23 protein-coding genes and 2 pseudogenes are annotated in these 24,550 nt (G+C 63.8%); 19 read left to right on the top strand and 6 right to left on the bottom strand.

The window, feature by feature from the left end; translation table 11 throughout:
- Positions 1-13: 13 nt before the first annotated feature.
- The 5 genes and pseudogenes from ACVIN2_RS07375 to ACVIN2_RS07355 form a co-directional block, all read right to left on the bottom strand.
- A complete protein-coding gene (locus ACVIN2_RS07375) occupies positions 14-886 on the bottom strand; it encodes an ABC transporter ATP-binding protein (protein WP_027517023.1) in 873 nt (290 codons plus the stop codon).
- The gene (locus ACVIN2_RS07370) at positions 883-1,791 is read right to left on the bottom strand and encodes an ABC transporter permease (protein WP_456765090.1); all 909 of its coding nucleotides are present in this window, start codon (positions 1,789-1,791) and stop codon (positions 883-885) included. Before ACVIN2_RS07370 ends, ACVIN2_RS07375 begins: the two co-directional genes overlap by 4 nt.
- Positions 1,788-3,209: an ABC transporter substrate-binding protein gene (locus tag ACVIN2_RS07365; RefSeq protein ID WP_456765089.1), complete on the bottom strand. Its 1,422-nt coding sequence runs from the start codon at positions 3,207-3,209 to the stop codon at positions 1,788-1,790. Before ACVIN2_RS07365 ends, ACVIN2_RS07370 begins: the two co-directional genes overlap by 4 nt.
- Before the next feature lie 165 nt (positions 3,210-3,374).
- On the bottom strand, positions 3,375-4,154 hold the full coding sequence (locus tag ACVIN2_RS07360; protein WP_456765088.1) for a Crp/Fnr family transcriptional regulator: 780 nt from the start codon (positions 4,152-4,154) through the stop codon (positions 3,375-3,377).
- Positions 4,155-4,275: 121 nt separating this feature from the next.
- Positions 4,276-4,573: pseudogene (locus ACVIN2_RS07355) on the bottom strand (gamma-butyrobetaine hydroxylase-like domain-containing protein).
- Between the two features lie 208 nt (positions 4,574-4,781).
- Here ACVIN2_RS07355 and ACVIN2_RS07350 point away from each other — a divergent pair.
- The 16 genes and pseudogenes from ACVIN2_RS07350 (at position 4,782) to mmsB (ending at position 22,695) form a co-directional block, all read left to right on the top strand.
- A complete protein-coding gene (locus tag ACVIN2_RS07350) occupies positions 4,782-5,555 on the top strand; it encodes a ferredoxin--NADP reductase (RefSeq protein ID WP_456765087.1) in 774 nt (257 codons plus the stop codon).
- A gap of 104 nt (positions 5,556-5,659) precedes the next feature.
- Positions 5,660-7,402 carry a fumarate reductase/succinate dehydrogenase flavoprotein subunit gene (locus tag ACVIN2_RS07345; protein WP_456765086.1) on the top strand — a complete coding sequence of 581 codons (1,743 nt, stop codon included), beginning with the start codon at positions 5,660-5,662 and terminating at the stop codon, positions 7,400-7,402.
- Positions 7,403-7,431: 29 nt separating this feature from the next.
- A complete protein-coding gene (locus tag ACVIN2_RS07340) occupies positions 7,432-7,665 on the top strand; it encodes a 4Fe-4S dicluster domain-containing protein (protein WP_007593252.1) in 234 nt (77 codons plus the stop codon).
- Positions 7,666-7,667: 2 nt separating this feature from the next.
- Positions 7,668-8,645: a HEAT repeat domain-containing protein gene (locus tag ACVIN2_RS07335; protein WP_456765085.1), complete on the top strand. Its 978-nt coding sequence runs from the start codon at positions 7,668-7,670 to the stop codon at positions 8,643-8,645.
- A gap of 111 nt (positions 8,646-8,756) precedes the next feature.
- Positions 8,757-9,929, top strand: coding sequence for a fumarylacetoacetate hydrolase family protein (locus ACVIN2_RS07330; protein ID WP_456765084.1), 1,173 nt, complete (start codon positions 8,757-8,759; stop codon positions 9,927-9,929).
- Positions 9,930-10,340: 411 nt separating this feature from the next.
- The gene (gene ytfQ / locus ACVIN2_RS07325) at positions 10,341-11,306 is read left to right on the top strand and encodes a galactofuranose ABC transporter, galactofuranose-binding protein YtfQ (RefSeq protein WP_007608422.1); all 966 of its coding nucleotides are present in this window, start codon (positions 10,341-10,343) and stop codon (positions 11,304-11,306) included.
- Between the two features lie 121 nt (positions 11,307-11,427).
- On the top strand, positions 11,428-12,972 hold the full coding sequence (locus ACVIN2_RS07320) for a sugar ABC transporter ATP-binding protein (protein WP_456765083.1): 1,545 nt from the start codon (positions 11,428-11,430) through the stop codon (positions 12,970-12,972).
- The gene (locus ACVIN2_RS07315) at positions 12,969-13,961 is read left to right on the top strand and encodes an ABC transporter permease (RefSeq protein ID WP_456765082.1); all 993 of its coding nucleotides are present in this window, start codon (positions 12,969-12,971) and stop codon (positions 13,959-13,961) included. The genes ACVIN2_RS07320 and ACVIN2_RS07315 overlap by 4 nt, the downstream gene beginning before the upstream one ends.
- Positions 13,958-14,938 carry a galactofuranose ABC transporter, permease protein YjfF gene (gene yjfF, locus ACVIN2_RS07310; RefSeq protein ID WP_456765081.1) on the top strand — a complete coding sequence of 327 codons (981 nt, stop codon included), beginning with the start codon at positions 13,958-13,960 and terminating at the stop codon, positions 14,936-14,938. The genes ACVIN2_RS07315 and yjfF overlap by 4 nt, the downstream gene beginning before the upstream one ends.
- Positions 14,935-15,714, top strand: a complete 780-nt coding sequence (locus tag ACVIN2_RS07305; RefSeq protein ID WP_456765080.1) for a FadR/GntR family transcriptional regulator — start codon at positions 14,935-14,937, stop codon at positions 15,712-15,714. Before yjfF ends, ACVIN2_RS07305 begins: the two co-directional genes overlap by 4 nt.
- Complete coding sequence (locus tag ACVIN2_RS07300) at positions 15,711-16,637, top strand: Gfo/Idh/MocA family protein (protein ID WP_456765079.1); 927 nt, start codon at positions 15,711-15,713, stop codon at positions 16,635-16,637. The genes ACVIN2_RS07305 and ACVIN2_RS07300 overlap by 4 nt, the downstream gene beginning before the upstream one ends.
- Before the next feature lie 2 nt (positions 16,638-16,639).
- On the top strand, positions 16,640-17,716 hold the full coding sequence (locus ACVIN2_RS07295; RefSeq protein WP_456765078.1) for an aldose epimerase family protein: 1,077 nt from the start codon (positions 16,640-16,642) through the stop codon (positions 17,714-17,716).
- Positions 17,716-18,594, top strand: a complete 879-nt coding sequence (locus tag ACVIN2_RS07290) for an SMP-30/gluconolactonase/LRE family protein (protein ID WP_456765077.1) — start codon at positions 17,716-17,718, stop codon at positions 18,592-18,594. Before ACVIN2_RS07295 ends, ACVIN2_RS07290 begins: the two co-directional genes overlap by 1 nt.
- Before the next feature lie 73 nt (positions 18,595-18,667).
- On the top strand, positions 18,668-19,741 hold the full coding sequence (chvE, locus tag ACVIN2_RS07285) for a multiple monosaccharide ABC transporter substrate-binding protein (protein ID WP_275167653.1): 1,074 nt from the start codon (positions 18,668-18,670) through the stop codon (positions 19,739-19,741).
- 188 nt (positions 19,742-19,929) lie between these two features.
- Positions 19,930-21,508 (top strand): annotated as a pseudogene (gene mmsA / locus ACVIN2_RS07280) (multiple monosaccharide ABC transporter ATP-binding protein).
- A complete protein-coding gene (gene mmsB, locus ACVIN2_RS07275) occupies positions 21,505-22,695 on the top strand; it encodes a multiple monosaccharide ABC transporter permease (protein ID WP_027569186.1) in 1,191 nt (396 codons plus the stop codon). Before mmsA ends, mmsB begins: the two are co-directional and overlap by 4 nt.
- Before the next feature lie 117 nt (positions 22,696-22,812).
- Here the strand turns inward: mmsB and ACVIN2_RS07270 are convergent, their stop codons facing one another.
- A complete protein-coding gene (locus tag ACVIN2_RS07270) occupies positions 22,813-22,968 on the bottom strand; it encodes a hypothetical protein (RefSeq protein ID WP_247288921.1) in 156 nt (51 codons plus the stop codon).
- A gap of 172 nt (positions 22,969-23,140) precedes the next feature.
- On the opposite strand from ACVIN2_RS07270, the gene ACVIN2_RS07265 reads away from it, so the two are divergent.
- The 3 genes from ACVIN2_RS07265 to ACVIN2_RS07255 all read left to right on the top strand — a co-directional run bounded on the left by ACVIN2_RS07265 (position 23,141) and on the right by ACVIN2_RS07255 (position 24,528).
- Positions 23,141-23,716, top strand: coding sequence for a cytochrome c oxidase subunit 3 family protein (locus tag ACVIN2_RS07265; protein WP_456765076.1), 576 nt, complete (start codon positions 23,141-23,143; stop codon positions 23,714-23,716).
- A 2-nt stretch (positions 23,717-23,718) separates the two neighbouring features.
- The gene (locus tag ACVIN2_RS07260) at positions 23,719-23,979 is read left to right on the top strand and encodes a cytochrome C oxidase subunit IV family protein (protein WP_456765075.1); all 261 of its coding nucleotides are present in this window, start codon (positions 23,719-23,721) and stop codon (positions 23,977-23,979) included.
- A 96-nt stretch (positions 23,980-24,075) separates the two neighbouring features.
- On the top strand, positions 24,076-24,528 hold the full coding sequence (locus ACVIN2_RS07255) for a c-type cytochrome (protein ID WP_007608447.1): 453 nt from the start codon (positions 24,076-24,078) through the stop codon (positions 24,526-24,528).
- Positions 24,529-24,550 lie beyond the last annotated feature (22 nt).

The raw sequence follows: 24,550 nt of genomic DNA, 5'->3' as shown, positions 1-24,550 counted from the left end.
CGTCGAGAAATCGCTAAATCACATCGGCGAGTGAATGCCCGTGCAGCTCGATGTTCAGCCCCTGCATGCCCATGTCGTTGAGCTCGCCGCCCATCGCCTTGATGCTCTCCTCGCGGATCAGCGACATCAGTCCGCGGCGCAACGCCAAAAACTCCGATGACATCATCATCGACTGCTGCCGCGGCCGCTCCAGCGGGATCGGAATCTCCGCCTTGATCGAGCCGGGCCGTGCGGTCATGCAGTAGACGCGGTCGGATAGGAAGATCGCCTCGTCGATGTCGTGGGTGACGAACAGCACCGATATCTTCAGCCGCTGCCACATGTTGGTAAGTATCTGCTGCATGATGACCCGGGTCTGCGCATCGAGCGCGCCAAAGGGTTCGTCCAGCAGCAACACTTTGGGTCCCGTCGCGAGCGCGCGGACGATGCCGACGCGCTGCTTCATGCCACCCGAGAGTTTCTCGGGGTAATGCTTTTCGAAGGCTTCGAGGCCCGCGAGTCCCAGCAGGGTGCGGGCGGCGCGCTCGCGCTGCGAGCGCGGCATGCCGCGCATCTTCAGGCCGAACTCGACGTTCTCCCGCACGGTCTTCCAGGGAAACAGCGAATATTGCTGAAACACCATGCCGCGCTCCGCGCTGGGGCCGTTCACCTTCTCGCCGTCGACGGTGACGATGCCCGTCGTCGGCTTGAGGAAGCCGGCGACCGCGTTGAGCAGCGTCGACTTTCCGCACCCGGAGGGACCGACGATCGAGACGAACTCGCCAGGCTTTACATGAATCTGCGTATCGGTGACGGCTTCGACCGGCCCCTCGATGCTGTCGTAGCTGAGGGAGAAGTTCTTGACCTCGATATGGCCCTGCGGTGCCTTGACAACGATCTCGCTCATTTCAGCCTCCACGGCATCACCAATTGTCCAGCCCCCCGGATCAGCATGCTCGATCCGAGGCCGAGCACGCCGATCGCGATCATGCCGAGCGCGATGTCGGCATACTGGACCAGCGAATAGGCCTCCCAGGTGAAATAGCCGATGCCGTACTGCCCCGAGATCATCTCGGCGGCGATCAGCGACACCCAGGCCACGCCCATGCCGACGGTGAGGCCGGTGAAGATGTGCGGGAGCGAGGCCGGAAAATACACATCGCGGAAGATCGAGCGCTCCCGCGCGCCGAGACATTGCGCGGCGCGCACCAGCACGGGATCGACCAGGGACATGCCGTGCAGCGTATTGACCAAGATCGGGAAGAACGAGCCGAGGAACGTGATGTAGACGATGCTCTGCTCGTTGGTCGGCCACAGCATGATCGCCATCGGCACCCAGGCGATCGCCGGGATCGGCCGCAGCACCTCCGCCACGGGGAAGATGATCTCGTGGACAAGCTTGAAGCGGCCCATGATCAGGCCGAGCGGCACGGCGACGATTGCCGCGAGCGAGAAGCCGAAGAAGATGCGCCGGCAGCTCAAGAGTACGTGCAGCAGGAATTTCGGATCGTGGATCGCCTTGGTGAAGCTCGCATAGACCGCGAGCGGCGAGGGCACGTTGGTGAAGCGCACGAAGAACACGACGCGATAGGTCGTCAGCAGATGCCAGACCAGCAGAAAGGCGAGCAGTGAGATGATGCCGATCGCGGTTGCGCGCAGCCCGCCCCGGTTGAGCCGGTACCAGCGCAGTGCGAGCGTGCCGAAGGAGGGTGGGGAGGCGGGTGGCGTGGAGGCGGGCATGGCGCTTGCCTCCACGATTGCACTTGCCGGCATGCTGTCCTCGGGATGTCTGAGGAGGGCGGGACTGCTCACGTCTTGCCCCCGCTGACCGCCGCCTTTACCGCGTCGTCGAAGCCGAGCACCTTGCCGCTGATCTTGATGGCATAGGCTTCGGCATCCTTCTTCAACAGGAACGGCGCAACCTCGCCATTGCCGACCGCGAAGAAGGCCTGGTCGGCGAACAGCTTGATGCCGCGGGTGGTATCGAAGACGTAGGCGACGTTGATCTTCTTGCCCTTGGCCTTGTAGTCGGCATAGGCACCGAGCGTGCAGCTGGCTGACGAGAAGGGCATGATGCCGGAATCGTCGACCCAGACCTCGCCGGCCTTGCGCGGATCTGCGATCGGTTTCTTGCAGAAGGAATCGTCGCCGGAGATCTCGTAGTTCTTGGTGCTCGCAAGCTGCCCGTCATAGTCGAGCTTCATCTCGGCATAGGCTTTGCGGATGTAGCTGTCGTCGACCCATTTCTTCGGGTCGAACTCCTTCATGCGGCCGAGGTTCTGCAGAACCTTGACGTCGGCGGTAGCGGCGTCGATCAGAGCCGGCTTGACCGAGGGATCGGTGGTCATGTTGCCGCTGGGGCCGAGGAAGATGTAGACGACCTCCTTGTTGATGCCGGTCCATTCCTGGATCTTCTCGGCGGCGAGCTTGGGATCATCGCGCAGCCATTGATTGGCGGCGATCAGCGCCTTGAAGTAGGCAACAACAACTTCGGGGTATTTCTCGGCGAAATCGGTGCGCACGACGATGCCGTGGAAGGTCGGCAGATTGGTCTCGACGCCGTCAAAGATCTTTCGCGCAAAACCGCGGAACGGCAGCAACTCGGCGAACGGAACGAAGTCGGCATGCGCGTCGATCTTCTTCTCCTGGAGATTGGTCGAGCCGACCTCCGGGCTCTGGCTGACCAGCTGGAAGAAATCCGATGCATAACCGCGGTCCTGCATCGCCTTCAACACCATGCCGTGCGCAGCAGAGCCGAACGGCACGCTGACGAGCTTGCCCTTGAGATCGGCGAGATCGTAGTAGGGCGAATCCTTGTGAACGACGATGCCGTTGCCGGAGCCCGACAGGCTGTAGGCGGCGATGCCGATCAGCCGGCTCTTGCTCTCCGGATTGCTGTCGAAAGTGAAGCCGTTCACGATCAGCGGATAGTCGCCCATCATGCCGATCTGCAGCTTGTTGGCCATCATCGCGTTGGTGACTGGCGGACCGGAGGTGAAGTTCTGCCACTCCAGCTCGAATTTGATGTTGGCGTATTTGCCGTCCTTCGGCAGATATTTCTCGAGGAGATGGAGCTGGCGGATGACGACGCCGGCGGTCACCGTGTTGGTCGTGGTGTCCTGCGTTCCAATGCCGAGCGTAACGGTTTCCGCCGCGGCCGGCTGCGCGAGGAGAAGCGCCAGCGACGTCACCGACATCGCGATCGAGAGCGTGGGAAGATGGCGGACCATTCTCATCCTCATTCGGTTGGATGTGCTGTGGTTGCCATGATTGGGTGAGGGCGTGGGCAGGGCAAATCCGGAATGAGCGCCACAGTCGATTAGTTGCCGGGAAAAGTCGATTGCATACTCCTTGGGCAGTCCTGCACTATAAAGCCGCTTGCATGGGCACCGGCCCTAGTCAGACCCTTGCCCTCGCATCTCTTCCAGCACGTCGGGCCGGCAGACCACGATCTGCGAACGCTTGGTCAGCACGATTCCCTTCTCCTGCATGCGCTTCAGGCTGATCGTGACCCATTGCCTGGTGGCGCCGACCATGTGGGCGATATCCGCATGGGTGAAAGCTGCGGCGATCACACGGCCGTCGGCGTCCTCGACGCCGTAGAGATCGACGAGATGCAGCAACAGATGCGCAAGGCGCTGTGTGATCGAGCGCGTTCCCAGCATCTGGGCCAGCGCCGAATAGCACTTCCCCTTGAAGGTCAGGCCTTCGATCAGGCCGATCGCGAGGTTCGGGATCTCGACCGCAAGGGATCGCAGCTCCTTTCCGGGCAGATGCACCACGCTGCAATTGCTGGATGCAACGCCGGACCATTGATGCACGGTACCTTCGAACACTTCGGGGCCGCCGACGAAATTGCCGACATGCCAATAGGCCAGCGTGATCTCGCGGCCGAGCGGAGAGGTGTAGAACACCCGGATACGGCCGCTCTCGATCAGCCAGATACCGTCATGCTTGCCACCCTGGCTGAACAGCGTCTGGCCACGGTTGAGGACTTTTCGGCGGCCCTGCTTCAGCACCAGCTCCCGCTCGCGCTGGCTGAGCTTGTCCATCAACGCCGGCGGTCCGCCGATCCATTGCTGGTTCTCGGTGAGCAGCAGCGAGGAACCGCCGGCAGGCCGGATCGTGGCGGGAACCGTCCCGCGAACCACATTGGCCGCCGCCTGCAACATCATCTGCCTCCAGAACGTTCAAACCGTTCTAAAGAGGAGCAATGTCCGTGCCAGATTCACTCCGCTGTCATCGCCCGGCTTGACCGGGCGATGACAGCGGAGTTTGGACGACGACCTGTCGCGTCTACCGCCCCGCCAGGCTCAACAAATACGGCTTCGGGTAAATCCCCCGATTGTGCCCATCCGAAAAAGAGATGTTCAGCCCGTAACCGAGATCGCCGATCTCGGTGATCGCGATGCCTGGAAACCGCTCGGGGAAGCGGCCTTCGAAGCGGGCGCGGGTTGCAGTGGGCGCATTTGCAGGAGAGGCGGAGCGTCTCCGCCGGCAAGTCCAGCGTGTCGTCCTCAGCGGTGCGGACGCGGAGCGTCGCGAGGTCGGCGCTTGCTTCGTAATCTGCCACGGTCGGTGCCACCAAGGTCATGACGTGTCTCCGACCCTTCTCTACGTTGCCGCAGCGCTGCCGCGCTAGCAACTAATTGCCAGGCGCAGGTGCGCGACGCTGATCTTCGCTGCCTGCTGTTCGATCATCGCCCACGAAATGTGAAACTAATCGACCGGGAATTTCAGTTCGGCGTTGCCGGATTCCAGTCTCTCCGAAACCTTGTGCGCAATCGAGGTCAGGAGAGACAATGAGCGCATTTCAGAAGGAAACGGTCCTGTCGGTCAGGCACTGGACCGATAGCCTGTTCAGCTTCACCGCGACGCGCGATCCGGGCTTCCGCTTCCAGAACGGCCAGTTCGCGATGATCGGGCTGGAAGTCGAGGGCAAACCGTTGCTGCGGGCCTACAGCATGGCGAGCGCCAATCACGAGGAGGCGCTCGAGTTCTTCTCGATCAAGGTGCAGGACGGTCCGCTGACCTCACGCCTTCAGAAGATCAGGGAGGGTGACGTCATCCTGGTTGGCCGCAAGGCCACCGGCACGCTGATCACCGGCAATCTCATTCCCGGCAAGCGCCTGCTGCTGCTCTCGACCGGAACGGGGCTCGCGCCGTTCGCCAGCCTGATCAAGGACCCCGACGTCTACGAGAATTACGAGACCATCGTGCTCGCCCATGGTTGCCGCCAGGTCTCCGAGCTCTCCTATGGCGAGCACCTCGTCGAAGGGCTGCGCAATCACGAGTTCTTCGGGCCGCTGATTCGTGACAAGCTCGTCTACTACCCGACCGTCACCCGCGAGCCGTTCAGGAATCGCGGCCGCATCTCCGACCTGATCGCGTCGAACCAGCTGTTCGACGACATCGGTCTGTCAGGCCTCGATATCGAGACCGACCGCATCATGCTGTGCGGCAGCCCGGCGATGCTGGAGGAACTTCCCGCGATGTTGTCCGCACGTGGCTTTGTCGAGGGCAATCACAGCCGGCCCGGCCATTTCGTGATCGAAAAGGCCTTTGTCGAGCGCTGAGGCGCAAATCGCACCCCGGCGACAACTAATTGCTATCGCCGGGACGCCTGCTGAACAAATCTGATGCAAAGGCGCCGGATCTGCCGGCGGACCAGGAGCAAGCGATGTCACTAGATCAGATCGTCGACGGACTTTCGGAGGTTTCCTGCGACGTGCTCGTTATCGGCGGCGGTACTGCCGGCCCGATGGCGGCGTTGAAGGCGAAGCTGAAGAATCCGAAGGCCAACGTCGTCCTGCTCGAAAAGGCGAACGTCAAGCGCTCCGGAGCGATCTCAATGGGCATGGACGGCTTGAACAATGCCGTCATTCCCGGCTACGCGACGCCGGAGCAGTACACCAAGGAAATCACCATCGCCAATGACGGCATCGTCGATCAGAAGGCGGTCTACAAATACGCGCAGAAGTGCTACTCGATCATCGAGGAACTCGACAGTTTCGGCATCCGCTTCCTGAAGAACGAGAACGGCGACTACGCCGTCAAGAAGGTGCACCACATCGGCACCTACGTGCTGCCGATGCCGAACGGCGAGACCGTGAAGAAGGCGCTGTATCGCCAGCTCCGGCGTGCCCGCATCCTGATCTCCAACCGCTATATGGCGACGCGGCTGCTCAAATCCACCGATGGCCGCATCGCCGGCGCGATCAGCGTCAACACCCGCACCGCCGAGATGCTGGTGATCAAGGCCAAGGCCGTTATCCTGTGCATGGGCGCCGCCGGCCGTCTTGGTCTGCCGACCTCCGGCTACATGTTCGGCACCTACGAGAACGCGGCCAATTCCGGTGACGGCTATTCCATGGCCTATCACGCCGGTGCGGCACTGGCGAATCTCGAATGCTATCAGATCAATCCGCTGATCAAGGACTATAACGGGCCGGCCTGCGCCTACGTCGCCGGTCCCTTCGGCGCCTTCACCGCCAACAACGAGGGATCGCGCTTCATCGAATGCGACTACTGGTCCGGCCAGATGATGCTGGAGTTCTACAACGAGCTGCTGTCCGGCAAGGGCCCGGTGTTTCTCCAGCTCAAGCATCTCCATCCCGACACCATCTCGGAGATCGAATCCACGCTGCACAAGGTCGAGCGTCCCACGCGCGGCCTGTTCCAGCAGGGGCGCGGGGTCGACTACCGCAGCGAGTCGATCGAGATGCATATCTCCGAGATCGGATTCTGCTCCGGTCACAGTGCGTCGGGCGTGTTCGTCGACGACAACGCGCGCACCACCGTGCCGGGCCTTTATGCCGCCGGCGACATGGCGAGCGTGCCACACAATTACATGCTCGGCGCCTTCACCAACGGTTCGGTCGCCGGCATCGACGCGATGGAATTCGCTGACAATCACGACTTCGCGGAATTCGACGCGGCCGAGGTTGCCAGCGAACGTGACCGCGTCATGGCGCCGACCAAACGCGAGGACGGCATTCCGCCGAACCAGATCGAGTACAAGACCCGGCGTCTCGTCAATGACTATCTCCAGCCGCCGAAAGTCACGCGCAAATACGAACTCGGTATGCGCCGGCTCGCCGAAGCGAGGGAAGACATGCAGGAGCGCATGATCGCGCGCAATGCGCACGAACTGCTGCGCGCGCTCGAAGTCCAGTCGATCATGGACTGCGCGGACATGGCAGTGCATGCCTCGCTCTACCGCGAGGAAAGCCGCTGGGGCCTCTATCACTGGCGGACGGATTTCCCCGAGAAGGACAACGAGAACTGGTTCTGCCACACGCTGCTGAGCAAGCAGGACGGCAAGATGACCAGCGAGAAGCGTGCCGTGGAGCCCTATATCGTGCCGATCGCTGACGATGAGAAGGATCTCTACGACAAGCAGCGCATCCGCGCGACCGCCTGACCCGCCGCACAAATAACAGGAGACATACGATGCCTCTCGCTTCTTATCAGACATCGGTTCCGGTGGTCGTCGACGACGCCAAATGCATCGCGGACAAGGGCTGCACCGTTTGCGTCGACGTCTGCCCGCTGGACGTACTGCGGATCAGCGATATGACCAACAAGGCCTACATGGCCTATGACGAATGCTGGTACTGCATGCCCTGCGAGGCGGATTGCCCGACCGGCGCCGTCACCGTCAACATTCCCTATCTGCTGAGGTAGTCATGTCGAGCCCGTTCGAATCCTACGACGATCTCGAAGATGCCGACGAGCGGCTCCAGGCCGCCGATCCAGGGGAGCGCCGCGTCGCCATCATCGCGCTCGGCCATTCCGGCGATCCCGCAGCGGTTGGCCATCTCGCCAAAATGGTCGCCGATCCCGATGCCGGCGTCCGCCAGCAGGTCGCGATGGCGCTCGGCGAGTTCGACGGGCCGGAGGCCGCGAGCGCGCTGGTGAAGCTGCTGGTCGATCCTGAGAGAATCGTCGCGTCCGCCGCGGCCGACAGCATGGCGGAGTTCAAGGATCCCGCCTGCGCCGAGATCATCCTGCCGCTGGTCAAGCATGCCCACGCCTTCGTCCGCATGGGCGCGCTGCGTGCGCTGAAGGAGCTGCGCTGCAAGGATACGCTGAAACCGGCGCTGGAAGCGCTCCAGGATTCCGATGCTGCGGTGCGGGTGCAGGCGATCGGCGTGATCGGGTTCCTCAAGCTGGAGGAATCAATTCCGGCGCTGACCGCGCTGATCAACGATCCCGACGCGCATGTGCGCCGTGCCGCCGTCAGCGCGCTCGCCTTCTCGCAGATGAAGCCTGCGGCCGAGATGATCACGCGCGCTCTGAAGGATTCGGACTGGATGGTGCGGGAGATGGCCGCGGAAACGCTGGGCCTCAACGTCAACGGTTCGATCGCCGCCGAACAGCTCATCGCTTCGCTCAGTGACGAGTTCTGGCAGGTGCGCCTGAAGGCAATCCGCAGCCTTGGCCGGATGAAGATCGAGCGCGCGGTTCGCCCGATCGGCAATTGCGTCAACCACGACCAAGCTAATTTGCGGAAAGAGGCGGCTGCCGCGCTCGGCGAGATCGCCCACCACGACGGCGAAGCCTTCCTTGCCGTCATCGCCGACGATCCCGATCCCGAGGTGCGCAAGAACGCGCGCTGGGCGCTTCAGCAGATTGCGGCCCGAAAAGCGCGGGCGGGGGCATAGAAGCGCGGCGGGCTGCCGCGCTGGACTTCCCGTCCCAGACGTTTATTGGTCTTCGCCAATGTGATAGGCCTCCGCCAGCGAGGCCGATCCGAAAAGAGCGAGGATGCGCCCATGACTACATTGACGGTTAAGGACCTTCTCCCCGAGGACGGCACGCGGGGAACGCTCGTCGGCCGCGTCTGGCTGCCGCAGGCGAATGGCCCGGCCGTGGTCGCCGTGCGCGGCGATGGTGTGTTCGACGTCACCGCAAAATTCCCGACCGTCAGCGCACTCTGCGAGGAAGACAATCCGGCGAAGGCGCTTGCCGCGATCAAGGGCGAGCGCATCGGCGACCTCGAGGTTATCGTCGCCAACACGCCACCTGATCAGCGCGATACGAAAAAGCCGTGGCTGCTCGCGCCGGTCGATCTCCAGACGCTGAAGGCAGCCGGCGTCACCTTTGCCATCTCGATGCTGGAGCGCGTGATCGAGGAGCGGGCGAAAGGCAATCCGGCCTCGGCCGAAGCGATCCGGACAGAAGTGACGCGGCTGATCGGCGATGATCTGTCGAAGCTCAAGCCGGGCTCGGACCAGGCGATGCATCTGAAGCAGGTGCTGATCGATCAGAATGCCTGGAGCCAGTATCTCGAGGTCGGCATCGGCCCCGATGCCGAGGTCTTCACCAAGGCGCCGACCTTGTCGTCGGTTGGCACCGGCATGGATGCGGGGTTGCATCCGAAGTCGACCTGGAACAATCCCGAGCCGGAGCTGGTGCTCTTCGTCTCGAGCCGCGGCAAGATCGTCGGGGGCGCGCTCGGCAACGACGTCAATCTGCGCGACTTCGAAGGCCGTTCGGCGCTGCTGTTGTCGAAGGCCAAAGACAACAACGCCTCGTGCTCCATCGGGCCGCTGCTCCGTCTGTTCGACGACAGCTTTACCCTCGACGACGCTCGCAAGCTCGACATCAGCCTGAACGTGAAGGGGCAGGATGGTTTCGTCCTCGACGGCCATTCATCGATCAGCATGATCAGCCGCGATCCGACCGATCTGGTTGGGCAGACCATCGGCAAGGTGCACCAATATCCTGATGGCTTCGTGCTATTCCTCGGGACCATGTTCGCGCCGGTCAAGGATCGCGACGCGCCGGGACAGGGGTTCACCCACAAACGCGACGACATCGTCACGATCTCGGCGCCCCAACTCGGCAAACTCGTCAACCGCATGCGGACCAGCGACGAGTGCGAGCCCTGGACATTCGGCATCGGCGCGCTGATGAAGAATCTGGCGCAGCGGAAGCTGATCTAGCGCCGACCTTCTTCACCTTGCCCCGCTTGCGGGGAGAGGTCGAGTTTGCGCAAAGCGTAAATTCGGGTGAGGGGGACTCTCCACGAGTCCGTCTGTCACCGGTTGAGCGGAGAGAGCCCCTCACCCCAACCCTCTCCCCGTAAGATCGGGGCGAGGGAGCGCACCGTCGCTCTCGCAACAGCCCGTATCATTTTCTTCATCTCCGCGTTGCATCGCTGGAACAAAATCGCGCTAGGCGTGTCATACCCGGGCCCTGCTGCAAGCCCGTCGCGTCCGACCCAAATAGTCAGATAATATGACTAGTCGGAACCAAACTTCCGTGAAATAGTCCCTCCCGCCGCCTCAAAGGTCGGCCTGTGGGTGCGATGCTACCGATCGGCGCCCCGGATAACATTTTGGGAGATACGCCTGATGATCCTCAAAGCCCTCTTTGCGGCCAGCGCCACTGCTGCGTTGCTGCTCGCGCTGCCGGCGAATGCCGCCGAGCTCACCATCGGCTTCTCGCAGATCGGATCGGAATCCGGCTGGCGCGCGGCCGAGACCTCGGTCTCCAAGCAGGAGGCCACCAAGCGCAAGGTCAATCTCAAGATCGCCGACGCGCAGCAGAAGCAGGAGAACCAGATCAAGGCGATCCGCTCCTTCATCGCGCAGAACGTCGATGCGATCTTCCTCGCGCCCGTCGTCTCGACCGGCTGGGACTCGGTGCTGAAGGAAGCCAAGGAGGCCAAGATTCCGGTCGTGCTGCTCGACCGCGACATCGATCCCTCCGGCAAGGAACTCTATCTCACCGCCGTGACCTCAGACAGCGTGCATGAAGGCGAGGTCGCCGGCGACTGGCTGGCCAAGACCGTCGGCGCCAAGGCCTGCAACATCGTCGAATTGCAGGGCACGGTCGGCGCCAGCGTCGCCGCCAACCGCAAGAAGGGTTTTGACACCGCCATCGCCAAGCATGCGAACCTGAAGGTGGTGCGCAGCCAGACCGGCGACTTCACCCGCGCCAAGGGCAAGGAAGTGATGGAAAGCTTCATCAAGGCCGAAGGCGGCGGCAAGTCGATCTGCGCGGTTTATGCGCACAACGACGACATGATGGTCGGTGCGATCCAGGCGATGAAGGAAGCCGGCCTCAAGCCGGGCAAGGAGATCCTCACCGTCTCGATCGATGCGGTCCCCGACATCTTCAAGGCGATGGTCGCCGGCGAAGCCAATGCCACGGTCGAGCTGACGCCGAACATGGCAGGCCCCGCGCTCGATGCCATCGCGGCCTTCAAGGACAAGGGCACCGTTCCGCCGAAATGGATCCAGACCGAGTCGAAGCTCTACACGCCCACCGATGATCCGCAGAAGATCTACGACAGCAAGAAGGGCCTCGGTTACTGAGCCGAGAGTGTCGCCGGACGGTCGTATTTCGGCAGTCCGGCGATCCCGCTCGCAACCGCCGCGCGAACGAACAGGCTCCGCGTCCGCATCGTCAGCGGGCGCCGCTGGGAGTGAATTTGTCATGGAGAACAGCCCGGATTCCGCTGCTTCCCTGCTGGAGGTGCGCGGGATCAGCAAGAGCTTTGGCGCCGTGCATGCGTTGCAGGAGGTCGACTTCACGCTGCGCGCCGGCGAGATTCATGCGTTGCTTGGTGAGAACGGCGCCGGCAAATCCACGCTGATCAAGGTGATCACGGGCGTGTTCCCGCGCGATGCCGGCATCGTCAGGATCAGCGGCGAAGAGGTCGCGCCGCGCTCGGCCAAGGCGGCGGTTCAGGCCGGCATTGCCACGGTCTACCAGGAGGTCAATTTGCTGCCGAACCTCTCGGTGGCGCAGAATTTGTTTCTCGACCGGCAGCCGATGCGCTTCGGCATCGTGCGTGAAGGCGAGATGCGGCGTCGCGCGAAGTCGCTGCTCGCGGATTTCGGTCTCGACATCGACGTATCAGCGCCGCTTGGCAATTATTCGGTGGCGATCCAGCATGTCACCGCGATCGCGCGCGCCGTCGATCTCTCGGCTCGCGTGCTGATCCTGGACGAGCCGACCGCGAGCCTCGATCGCCATGAGGTCGAGATCCTCTTTCGCATCATGCGTCAGCTTGCCAAGCGCGGCATTGGCATCGTCTTCGTCAGCCATTTCCTCGACCAGGTCTATGAGGTCTCCGATCGTATCACCGTTTTGCGAAATGGTCGCCTGGTCGGCGAGCGCGAGACCGCGTCGCTGTCGCGGCTCGAGCTGATCCGGATGATGCTCGGCCGCGAGCTGGCCGAGACCACCAGCGCGCGGGCCGCGACGCGCGAGCATCAGGCCCGCGAAGTCTGCGCGAGCTTCGAGAACTATGGCAAATCAGGCTATGTCGCGCCGTTCAATCTCGAGCTGCGCCATGGCGAGGTCGTCGGTCTCGCCGGCTTGCTCGGCTCGGGCCGGACCGAGACGGCCCGGCTGGTGTTCGGCGCCGAGCGCGCCGATCGCGGGCAGGCGAGGGTGGAAGGCGCGCCTGTCGGGCTTCACTCGCCGCGCGACGGGGTGCGTCACGGCTTTGGCTATTGCCCTGAGGAGCGCAAGACCGACGGTATCGTCGCCGAGCTCACCGTCCGCGAGAACATCGTGCTCGCGCTTCAGGCCAAGCGCGGTCTGCATCGGCCGCTGTCGCGGCGCGAGCAGGACGAGATCGCGAGCCGTTACGTCAAGGTGCTCGACATTCGTCCGCCCGATCCGGAGCGTCCCGTCGGCCTGCTGTCTGGCGGCAATCAGCAGAAGGTGCTGCTGGCACGGTGGCTCGCGACCTCGCCGCGGCTCCTAGTGCTGGACGAGCCGACGCGCGGCATCGACGTCGGCGCGCATGCCGAGATCATCCGCCTGATCCGCGAGCTCTGCGACGACGGGCTTGCGCTGCTCGTGATTTCCTCCGAGCTCGACGAGATCGTGACCTATTCCGATCGCGTGGTGGTGCTGCGCGACCGCGCCCATGTCGAGGAGCTCGCGGGCGAGGCGATCGACGTCGGCAACATTCTCGCCGCCATTGCCGCCGATAGCGTCGCCGTTGCGCTTGAGGCTCACACATGACAGCGCTGCTGCCGCGCCGCGGCCTTGCCCAGATCCTCGCATTGATCGTCATCCTCGCGGTCGATCGCGTGGTGTCGCCGCAATTCTTCGATTTGCGCCTCCAGGACGGCCGGCTGTTCGGCAGCATGATCGACGTGCTCAACCGCGGTACGCCGGTGGCGCTGCTCTCGCTCGGCATGGTGCTGGTGATCGCCACGCGCGGCATCGATCTGTCGGTCGGTGCTGTCATGGCGATCTCCGGCGCGATCGCGGCGAGCCTCGCCGACAGCCACAGTCTGGCCGTGGTGCTGGCGGCTGCGCTCGGTGCGGGCCTGATCTGCGGATTGTGGAACGGATTTCTCGTCGCGGTGCTCGGCATGCAGCCGATCGTGGCGACCTTGATCCTGATGGTGGCGGGACGCGGCATCGCCCAGCTCATCACCGAAGGCCGCATCGTGACCTTCTCCTCGCCCGATCTGGTCTGGCTCGGCAATGGGTCCATCCTCGGCCTGCCGGTGCCGGTCGCGATCGCGCTGGGGATGCTGATCCTCACCGGCGCGGTGGTGCGCGGCTCCGCACTCGGATTGCTGATCGAGGCGACCGGCGGCAATGCGCGGGCGAGCGAGCTTGCCGGCGTCGGCACGCGCGCGATGATTTTGGCGGTCTATGTCTGGTGCGGCGTTTGCGCTGCGCTTGCCGGCGTGATCGCAGCGGCCGACATCATGGGCGCGGATGCCAACAATGCCGGCCTCTGGCTCGAGCTCGACGCCATCCTTGCGGTGGTGATCGGCGGCACCTCGCTGTTCGGCGGCCGCTTCAGCCTCGTGCTGGCCGTACTCGGCGCGCTGATCATCCAGACGATGAACACGGGCATTCTGCTGTCGGGCTATCCGCCGGAGTTCAATTTGCTGGTCAAGGCGGTGGTGGTGCTCGCCGTGCTGCTGCTGCAATCGCCGAAGCTGTCCGGCTTTGCCGGAATCGTGATGCGGCTGCGGGGGACCAAGGCATGAAAGGCCTGCCGCCCGTCCTCATCACGGCGATCGTGCTCGTCGCGGGATTCGCACTCTGCGCGATGCAGTTTCCCAACATCGCCTCCACCCGCGTGGTCGGCAATCTGCTGACCGACAACGCCTTCCTCGGCATTGTCGCGACCGGCATGACCTTCGTCATCATTTCCGGCGGCATCGATCTCTCGGTCGGTTCGGTGATTGGCTTCACCACGGTGTTCGTCGCGCTGGCGATTGAGCGCTGGGGAATGCCGCCTCTGGTCGCCTTCGTCGCCATTCTCGCACTCTCGGCGGCCTTCGGCGCGGCGATGGGCGCGGTGATCCATGTCTTCGATTTGCCGCCTTTCATCGTGACGCTCGCCGGGATGTTTTTGGCCCGAGGTGCCAGCTTCCTGCTCTCGACGGAATCGGTGCCAATCACGGCACCGGTCTATTCGATCGTGTCGGACTTCGCACTGCGACTACCCGGCGGTGGACGGCTGACGGCGGTCGCGATCATCATGCTTGCGATCGTGATCGGCGGCGCATTGCTGCTGCAGCTCACCCGGTTCGGCGCCAATGTCTATGCGCTCGGTGGCAGCCGGGCGACCGCGAGCCTGATGGGCGTTGCCGTCGGCAGCATGACGGTGAAGATCTACATGCTGTCGAGCCTGCTCGCTGGCATCGCCGGCATCGTCTTCTCCTTCTACACCAGCGCCGGCTACTCGCTCTCCGCCGTCGGCGTCGAACTCGATACCATCGCGGCCGTCGTGATCGGCGGCACGCTGCTCACGGGCGGGCAGGGCTCGGTGATCGGCACCTTCCTCGGCGTGCTGATCCAGGGCATGATTCAGACCTACATCAATTTCGACGGGACGCTGTCGAGCTGGTGGACCAAGATCGCGACCGGGGTGCTGCTGTTCGCCTTCATCGCCTTGCAACAGGGTTTGGTCGCGCTCGCGCGCCGGCCCGTGGCAAAGCGCGCGGGAGCAGTCTCATGACCACCTCGCGCATCCTCGTCATTCCGACGCGCCGGGCGCACTCAAATCACGCGGAAGTGGCCCGCTCGATCGGCGTTGACATCATCGCCGGCCGATATGCAGAAGGGACGCGGCTGCCGGGCGATGCCGAGATGATCGCGATGTTTGGCGTGTCGCGACCGGTGCTGCGCGAGAGCGTGAAGACGCTGGTGGCCAAGGGCCTGCTTACTACCAAGGCGCGCGTCGGCACCGTCGTGCGCGAGCGCGTCGCCTGGAACATGTTCGACGCCGACGTGCTGGCCTGGCACCTGGATGCCGGGATCGACAAGCGTTTCCTCAACGACCTCGCCGAGATCCGCCTCGCGGTCGAGCCGCGCGCGGCGATGCTGGCGGCGGCGCAGCGGTCGGAGCAGGATCTGTCCGAGCTCCGGCGCTGCATGGAGCGGATGCGGCTTGAAGCCTCCGACTCCGTTGGCTTCGCCGATGCCGACCTCGCGCTCCATGTCGGTGTGGCGCGCGCCTCCGGAAATCTGTTCATGCGCTCGATCGGGCACGTCATCGAGGCTGCGCTGCGCGCCTCATTCCTGCTCAGCGCACCGGTCGAACCGGAGGACCGCGACACCGTTCTGCTCTGGCATCAGAAGATCGTCGATGCCATCGCGGCCGGTGATGCCACGACTGCTTCGGAGGCGATGGTCTACGTCATTCACAACGGCATGCGCCGCCACGAGGGTACAGTGATCGAGACTGTATCGGCCGAAGCGCTGCCGTCCGCGGAAGCTGGAGAAAGATCGTGACTGAACTTCGAATCGCCATCGTCGGCTTCGGCAAGATCGCGCGGGATCAGCATGTCGGCGCCATCGCAGCGGTTCCCGGCGCGACGCTGGCCGCCGTCGCCAGCCGCAATGCCTCGTTGCCGGATCTGCCGCATTTCGCGACTATCGAGGAGCTGCTGGAAAAAGGTCCGCCGATCGACGCGGTGTCGCTCTGCACGCCGCCTCAAGTGCGCCGCGCCCAGGCGGTCGCAGCGCTCAAAGCCGGCAAGCATGTCATGCTGGAGAAGCCGCCCGGCGCCGGAGTTGCCGAGCTCGATCCGTTGATCGCGATGGCGGGTGAGGCCAAGCGAACGCTGTTTGCGACCTGGCATTCGCGCCATGCGCCGGCAGTCGAGCCGGCGCGCGAGTGGCTCGCCGCGCGCCGCATCCGTTCCGTGCACATCAACTGGAAAGAGGACGTCCGCGTCTGGCATCCCGGGCAGGCGTGGATCTGGGAGCCGGGCGGGCTCGGGGTGTTCGATCCCGGCATCAATGCGCTGTCGATCCTGACCAGGATCCTGCCGCAGCCCGTGTTCGTCACCGCAGCCGAGCTCGCCTTCCCCGCCAATTGCCAGGCGCCGATCGCCGCGAAGCTGACGCTGACCGACATCGAAGGCCTGCCTGTGACCGCCGAGTTCGATTTCCGCCAGACCGGGCCGCAGAGCTGGGATATCCTGGTCGAAACCGACCAGGGCCGGATGACGCTATCCCGCGGCGGCCGGATCATGGCGATCGACGGCAAGACCGTTGCCGAAGCGCCCGATGAGGAATATCGGGAGCTTTACCGGCGCTTCGTCACGCTCGCCGCGACAGGGGCGAGCGATGTCGATCTGGCGCCGCTTCGTCTCGTTGCCGACGCCTTCCTGCTCGGCAGGCGCACGATCGTCGAACCGTTTGTGGATTGATCATGGCTGGATCGAAAATAGAAAAAGATGTCTTCGGAACGCTGCCGGACGGCCGCAAGGTGGACCGCATCGTGCTGCGCGGCGAGGGCGGGTTCGAGGCGCGCATCATCACCCATGGCGCGGTGATCCAGGCGCTGATCGCGCCGGACGCCAAAGGCTGCTACGACGACGTCGTGCTCGGCCATGATGGGTTCGCCGGCTATCTCGCTGAACGAAAGTTCTTCGGCGCCACCGTCGGCCGCTACGCCAATCGCATCGCCAACGGACAATTTTCGCTGGACGGCGAGACGGTGCAGCTTCCCGTCAACAACGGTCCGAATGCGCTGCATGGCGGCCTCGACGGCTTCGACCGCAAGCTCTGGGACATTGCGGAGATCGACGACGGCGCCGAGCCCGCGGTCACACTGACCTACACGAGCCCGCATGGCGAGGAAAACTATCCCGGTCGGCTCGATGTGCGCCTGACCTATCGCGTCACCGGCTCGGCCGAGCTATCCCTGATCATGGAGGCGCGGACCGACCGGCCGACCATCGTCAACCTGACCAACCACAGCTTCTTCAATCTGGAGGGCGCGACATCAGGCACGCCCATTCTCGATCACAAGCTAACGGTCGCGGCCGCGCATTTCCTCGCGATCGACCCCACGGCCATTCCGTTGCCCGAGCCGCCGCGCAGCGTTGCCGGCACGCCGTTCGACTTCCGCGAGCCGCGGGCGATCGGCGAGCGCATCCGCGAGAGCGACCAGCAATTGCGCAACGGCAAGGGCTACGATCACACCTACTGTCTCGCGCGTGACGGCAAGCTTGCGCTCGCGGCGCGGCTGGAGGCGCCGCGCTCGGGGCGCATCATGGAGCTGTTCACCGATCAGCCCGGTCTGCAGGTCTATTCGGGTAATTATCTCGACGGCACGATTTCGGGCAAGGGCGGCAAGCTGTACCGGCAGTCGGACGCCATGTGCCTGGAGCCGCATATCTGGCCGGACGCACCGAACCGGCCGGATTTCCCGAGCCCGCGCCTAGCGCCCGGCGAGGTCTATCGCCATCACACGGTCTATCGCTTTGCGGTGAGGAGGTCCTGATGGAACAGGTGCCGACCTCGGTTCTTTCGAACGATCCTTGCCATCTCGGCGAGGGACCGACCTATGACGTGACCACCGACACCGCCTGGTGGTTCGATATCCGCGAGGGACGACTGTTCGAGGCGCAGCTCGGCAGCGGCGGCATTCGCGTTCATGCGCTGGGCCGGATGGCGAGCGCACTTGGGCGGATCGATGCCGAGCGGCAGTTGATCGTCGCGGAAGACGGCCTCTATGTCCGCAAAATTGCCGACGGTGCGATGACGCTGCTCTGTCCGCTCGAAGCCGACAATCCCGCGACCCGCTCCAACGATGCCCGCGTGCATTCCTCCGGCACGTTCTGGATCGGCACCATGGGCCGCAAGGCGGAAGCAGGGGCAGGCGCGATCTACGCGTTTCATCGCGGCGAGATCTCGATGCTGTTTCCGCGCATCAGCATTCCCAACTCAATCTGCTTCTCGCCCGATGGCGCCACCGGCTACTTCGCCGACACTGCGCGCGCGGTGCTCTACGCGGTGCCGCTCAATCCCACGACCGGCCTGCCGCGCGGCGAGCCGGAAGTGCTGCTGCGCCACACCGGCATCGGCGGTCTTGACGGTTCGGTGTGCGACGCCGACGGAAACATCTGGAACGCCTGCTGGGGCGCTGGCCGTATCGACGTCTACTCTCCGCAAGGCGAGCGCCTGCGCTCGCTCAGCGTGCCGGCAAAGCAGGCGAGCTGCCCCGCTTTTGTCGGCCCTGATCTGTCGCGTCTCCTCGTCACCTCGGCCTGGCAGGACATGGATGCGGCGGCGCGTGCCGCCGATCCGCAAGCCGGCTACACCTTCCTGTTGGAGGCCTCCGCGCGCGGTCGCGCGGAGCCTGACGTCAAGCTCGCATAGGAGGCTCGAAGCCGCACACGACCAAATTTCTCGACGACACCAAAAAACAGTCTGACATCCAAGGGAGAGAAACATGTTGAAACTGAAGACGACCTTCCTCGCGCTGGCGCTGGCCGGCGCTGCGACGATGGCCGCGGGCGTCACCGCCTCGGCCCAGGACAAAGCAACAGTCGGCATCGCCATGCCGACCAAATCGTCGGCGCGCTGGATCGACGATGGCAACAACATGGTCAAGGTGCTGAAGGAGCGCGGCTACAACACCGACCTGCAATATGCCGAGGACGACATTCCGAACCAGCTCTCGCAGGTCGAGAACATGGTGACCAAGGGCGCGAAAGCGCTGGTGATCGCCGCGATCGACGGCACCACGCTGTCCGACGTGCTCAAGCAGGCGAAAGCAAAAGGCATCACCGTGATCGCCTATGACCGCCTGATCCGCGGCACGCCGAACGTCGACTATTACGCGACCTTCGACAATTTCCAGGTCGGCGTGCTCCAGGCCGAGTCGATCGTGCAGGGCCTCGGCCTCAAGGATGGCAAGGGTCCGTTCAACATCGAGCTGTTCGGCGGCTCGCCCGACGACAACAACGCCTACTTCTTCTACAACGGCGCGATGAGCGTGCTGAAGCCGTACATCGACAGCGGCAAGCTCGTCGTCGTCTCCGGCCAGATGGGGATGGACAAGGTCGCGACCTTGCGCTGGGACGGCGCCACCGCGCAGGCCCGCATGGACAATCTGCTCAGCGCCTACTACGGCAACAAGAAGGTCAACGCGGTGCTGTCGCCGTATGACGGCCTGTCGATCGGTATCATCTCCTCGCTGAAGGGCGTCGGGTATGGCAGCGCCGGCCAGCCGATGCCTGTCATCTCGGGCCAGGATGCCGAGGTGCCCTCGATCAAGGCGATGCTGCGCGGCGATCAGTATTCGACGATCTTCAAGGACACCCGCGATCTCGCCAAGGTGACCGCCGACATGGTCGACGCTGCGCTTGCCGGCAAGCAGGTCACCGTCAACGACACCAAGACCTACGAGAACGGCGCCAAGACCGTGCCGTCCTATCTGCTCAAGCCGGTCGTGGTCTACAAGGACAATTGGGAGAAGGTCCTGGTGGAGAGCGGCTACTACAAGAAGTCGCAGTTCCAGTAAGAGGTCTACTCCCTCTCCCGACCTGCGGAGAGGGAGTTCTTTAGGGTTAGAGCGAAGCGCATGTTTATCAACTCGTCATGCCCGGGCTTGTCCCGGGCATCCACGTCCCTCTTCGCAAGCGGCTGCACGTGGATGGCCGGGACAAGCCCGGCCATGACGATTGTGGAAGCCCCGGGGAGAATGAATCGATGACCGCAATGCTGGAGATGCGTAACGTCAGCAAGAGCTTTTCCGGCGTGCAGGCGCTGCGCGATGTCAACTTCATGGTTGAAGCCGGGCAAATCCACGCCCTCGTCGGCGAGAACGGTGCCGGCAAGTCCACGCTGATGAAGGTGCTCAGCGGCGTCTACCCGGCCGGCAGCTACGAGGGCACCATCATCTTCGATGGCGAGGAGCGCCGCTTCCGCGACATCAACGATTCCGAGGCGCTCGGTATCATCATCATCCATCAGGAGCTGGCGCTGATCCCGCTGATGTCGATTGCCGAAAACATCTTCCTGTCGCATCCGCCGTCCAAGCTCGGCGTGATCGATCGCGACGAGGTGTATCGGCGCACGCGCGACCTGCTCGCGCAGGTCGGCCTCAAGGAATCGCCGGATACGCTGATCACCGATCTCGGCGTCGGCAAGCAGCAGCTCGTCGAGATCGCCAAGGCGCTGTCCAAGCGGGTGCGGATGCTGATCCTGGACGAGCCCGACCGCGAGTCTCAATGAGGCCGACAGCGCCGCGCTGCTCGAACGTCTCATGGCCTTCCGCGAGCAGGGCATCGGCTCGATCCTGATCTCGCACAAGCTGAACGAGGTCGCCCGCGTCGCGGACCACATCACCGTCCTACGCGACGGCCGCACCGTCGACGGCATCGACTGCCGCGCCGAGCCGATCCAGGAGGACCGCATCATCCGCAGCATGGTCAACCGCGATCTCGCCCATCGCTTTCCCGAGCGCAGCGTGAAGATCGGCGAGCCGGTCCTGACCGTCGAGAACTGGTCGGTCTATCACCCCATCCATCCCGAGCGGCAGGTGATCAAGAACGTCAATTTCGGCGTCAAGCGCGGCGAGGTGGTCGGCATTGCCGGATTGATGGGCGCTGGCCGCACCGAATTCGCCATGAGCCTGTTCGGCCGTTCCTGGGGCACCACGATCAGCGGTCGCATCCGGCTCGAGAGCCATGAGATCGTGCTGCCGAACGTCGCGGCCGCGATCGACGCCGGCCTTGCCTATGTCACCGAGGACCGCAAGCAGCTCGGGCTGATCCTCGCCGACGACGTCCGCAAGAACATCACGCTGGCAAGCCTGGACCAGGTCGCCCCCAATCGGGTGATCGACGACATCGCCGAGCTGAAGGTCGCCAGCGATTACCGCAACCGGATGCGCATCCGCTGCTCCGACGTCTATCAGGAGACCAGCCAGCTCTCGGGCGGCAACCAGCAGAAGGTCGTGCTGTCGAAATGGCTGATGACCGACCCCAAGGTCTTGATCCTGGACGAGCCGACCCGGGGCATCGACGTCGGTGCCAAGTACGAGATCTACTGTATCATCAACGAGCTCGCAGAGGCCGGCCGTGGCGTGGTGGTGATCTCCTCGGAGATGCCCGAGCTGCTCGGCATCTGCGACCGCATCTGCGTCATGAATGACGGCGCCTTCGTCGGCGAGTTCAAGGGCGCCGACGCAACGCAGGAAAAGATCATGCGCGCCATCATGCGCAACGACAGAAATTATGGAAGCCGCGCCCTGGCGGATGCCGAGATGGGAGGATCGCAGCCATGACCGACAAGACGGTTTCGCTGCCCGAGGAGCGCCGGAACGGCAGCTTCATCAAGAACAATTTGCGCAACTACGGCATGCTGATGTCGCTGATTGCGATCATGCTGTTCTTCCAGGTCATGACCGGCGGCACGCTGCTGCAGCCGCTCAACCTGACCAATCTGGTGCTCCAGAACAGCTACATCGTCATCATGGCGCTGGGTATGCTGCTCGTCATCGTTACCGGCCATATCGACCTCTCGGTCGGTTCGGTCGCGGGTTTCGTCGGCGCGGTGGCCGCCGTGCTGATGGTGACATACAAGGTCGACTACACGCTCGCCTTCATCGCCTGCCTGCTGCTGGGCGCGGCGATCGGCGCCGCGCAGGGCTATTGGGTGGCCTATTTCAAGATCCCGTCCTTCATCGTGACGCTAGCGGGCATGTTGGTGTTCAAGGGGCTTGCGCTCGCGGTGTTGCAGGGCCAGTCGCTCGGACCGTTCCCGGCGACCTTCCAGAAACTGTCCTCCGGCTTCATTCCGGAGCTCTTGCCGGAGGCCGGCACCCTGCATCCGACGTCCATGCTGATCGGTGCGGTGCTCGCGCTCGGCCTCGTCTACGCCAGCGCCAGGGGAAGGTCGCGCGAGCAGTTGCACGGCATCGAAGTCGAACCCTACGCGTTCTTCCTCGGTAAGAGCATTCTTCTGGCCTGTGCCGTGCTCTATTTCACCTATCTGATTGCCTCGCATCGCGGCCTGCCCAACGTGCTGGTGATCATGGGTGCGTTGATCGCGCTCTACGGCTTCGTCACCCGCCGCACCGTGATCGGCCGGCAAATCTATGCTGTCGGCGGCAACGCCAAGGCCGCAAGTCTGTCGGGCATCAAGACGGAACGGTTGACCTTCCTCACCTTCGTCAATATGGGCGTGCTCGCCGCGCTCGCCGGCCTCGTCTTCGCCGCGCGCCTCAATACCGCAACGCCGAAGGCGGGTCTCGGCTTCGAGCTCGACGTCATCGCGGCCTGCTTCATCGGCGGCGCCTCGGCCTATGGCGGGGTCGGCCGCGTCGGCGGTGCCGTGGTCGGCGCCATGATCATGGGTGTGATGAACAACGGCATGTCCATCCTCGGCATCGGCATCGACTATCAGCAGGTCATCAAGGGCCTGGTCCTGCTCGGGGCAGTGTGCATCGACGTTTATAATCAGCGGCGGTAACCACGTCGGCAGTGCAGTAGGGTGGGCAAAGGCGCAGCGCGCCGTGCCCACCATCCTTCCGCAATTGCGCGAGCAGTGTGGTGGGCACGCTTCGCTTCGCCCACCCTACGGGAGCGGTTACTGCGTCGTGAACAGCACCGCCGCGATCGCGACGGAGATGCTCACCGCCGACACGGTGGCTACGGTCGATAGCACGCCGATTCGCCGGAGCGCGATGGCGAAGACGATGATGATGGGCGTCGCGGTCATCAGCCCGATTTGTGCATCGCTCATGTTATCGCTCGCAGCTCCACGGAACCCTGGGGCGTTTGGTACCGCGACCCGGCCGGCCGGACGTTGCGACGGCGCAAACAAATTGATCGGCATCCCCCAAGTTTGTCCGGCAACAAACTCGGATCGGCACGGCTGAGCTAAGTCTGGCTGGTGTCCTGATCCGGAAGAGCAGATGTCGGCAGCCGATTGCGAACCACAGGGAGCCGGCTGGGGAATTCTGGACGATCTTCCCGGCGATCCCATGATCTGGGTGCTGATCTTCAGCGAGCTCGCCGCCTTCGGTCTGTTTCTCGGTACCTTCACGGTCGCCCGCGCGATCCATCCCGCCGTGTTCGCCGCGGGGCAGGCGGCACTTGATCCGGGTCTCGCCGGATTGAACACTGTCGTGCTGGTGACGAGCGGTTGGGCCGCAGCCCGGGCTACGAAGTCCGCGCGGGCCAGCGAGAGGCGGGCGACACGATACTGGCTCCTCACAGCCATGGGGCTTGGCAGCCTGTTCGTGGCGATCAAGCTCGGCGAATATGCCGAAGAGATCGGACGCGGCATCGGACTCGAGACCAGTCCATTCTTCACACTCTACTTCCTCCTGACCGGCTTCCATCTCCTGCACGTCTGCCTCGGCATCATCATCCTAGCCGTGGTCTGCCGCCGCGCCCAGGCGTTCGGCGTCGAGACGGGAACGGCCTTCTGGCACATGGTCGATCTGGTCTGGATCGTGATGTTCCCGATTCTTTATCTGGTGCGGTGACGATGCCGGATCGCCTGGACTTCACCTGGCTCGCGCTGATCGGCCTCGCACTCGCGACCGTCCTGGTGCCGCCGTTGATGCCGCGGCCGCTGCTCGGCAACGCCCTGCTACTGGCCTTGGCCGGCGTCAAGGGCCGCCGGATTGTACTCGACTTCCTCGATCTTCGCGCGGCGCCTGCGCTCTGGCGCGGCCTCGTCAGCGCCTGGATCCTCATCGTGGTGCTGTTCGCCTGGCTCACATCCGCCGTTGCCGCCCTGATCTGACCCACTCCTTGCGCCCTGACAAAGAACGGGACGTGCCAATCGGCAATAAATCGCATCACCGATTTACGCGACGGGACTCAATTGAAAGGATTGGCAATGGCTGAACGCCTGACCAAGTCGGCCGCTCGAAACGTCTTCTACGGCGGCTCGGCTTTTTTCTTCGCCATCTTCATCGGGCTGACGGCGCACAGCCACTACTACATGGCCACGACCTCGACGGACGCGGCGACGCTGACGTCGTCGGTCGCCCGCGGCAAGCATGTCTGGGAGAAGAACTCCTGCATCAACTGCCACACGTTGCTCGGGGAAGGCGCCTATTTCGCGCCCGAAGTCGGCAACGTCTGGGATCGATGGGGCGGCAAGGAAGATCCGGCCGGCGCGCGAGAGACGCTGAAGGCCTGGATGCAGTCGCAGCCCTCGGGCGCGGAGGGCCGGCGGCAGATGCCGCAATTCAACCTCACCGACCAGGAGCTCAACGATCTCGCCGATTTCCTGCAATGGGTGAGCACGATCAAGCGCCAGGATTGGCCCCCGAACAAGGCCGGCTGAGCCCGCCGCTTTCCTCTTTCAA

The organism is Bradyrhizobium sp. USDA 3650 (assembly GCF_054057395.1).
The sequence above is the reverse complement of the archived record's forward strand: the minus strand, read 5'-3'. Positions and strand labels throughout refer to the sequence as shown.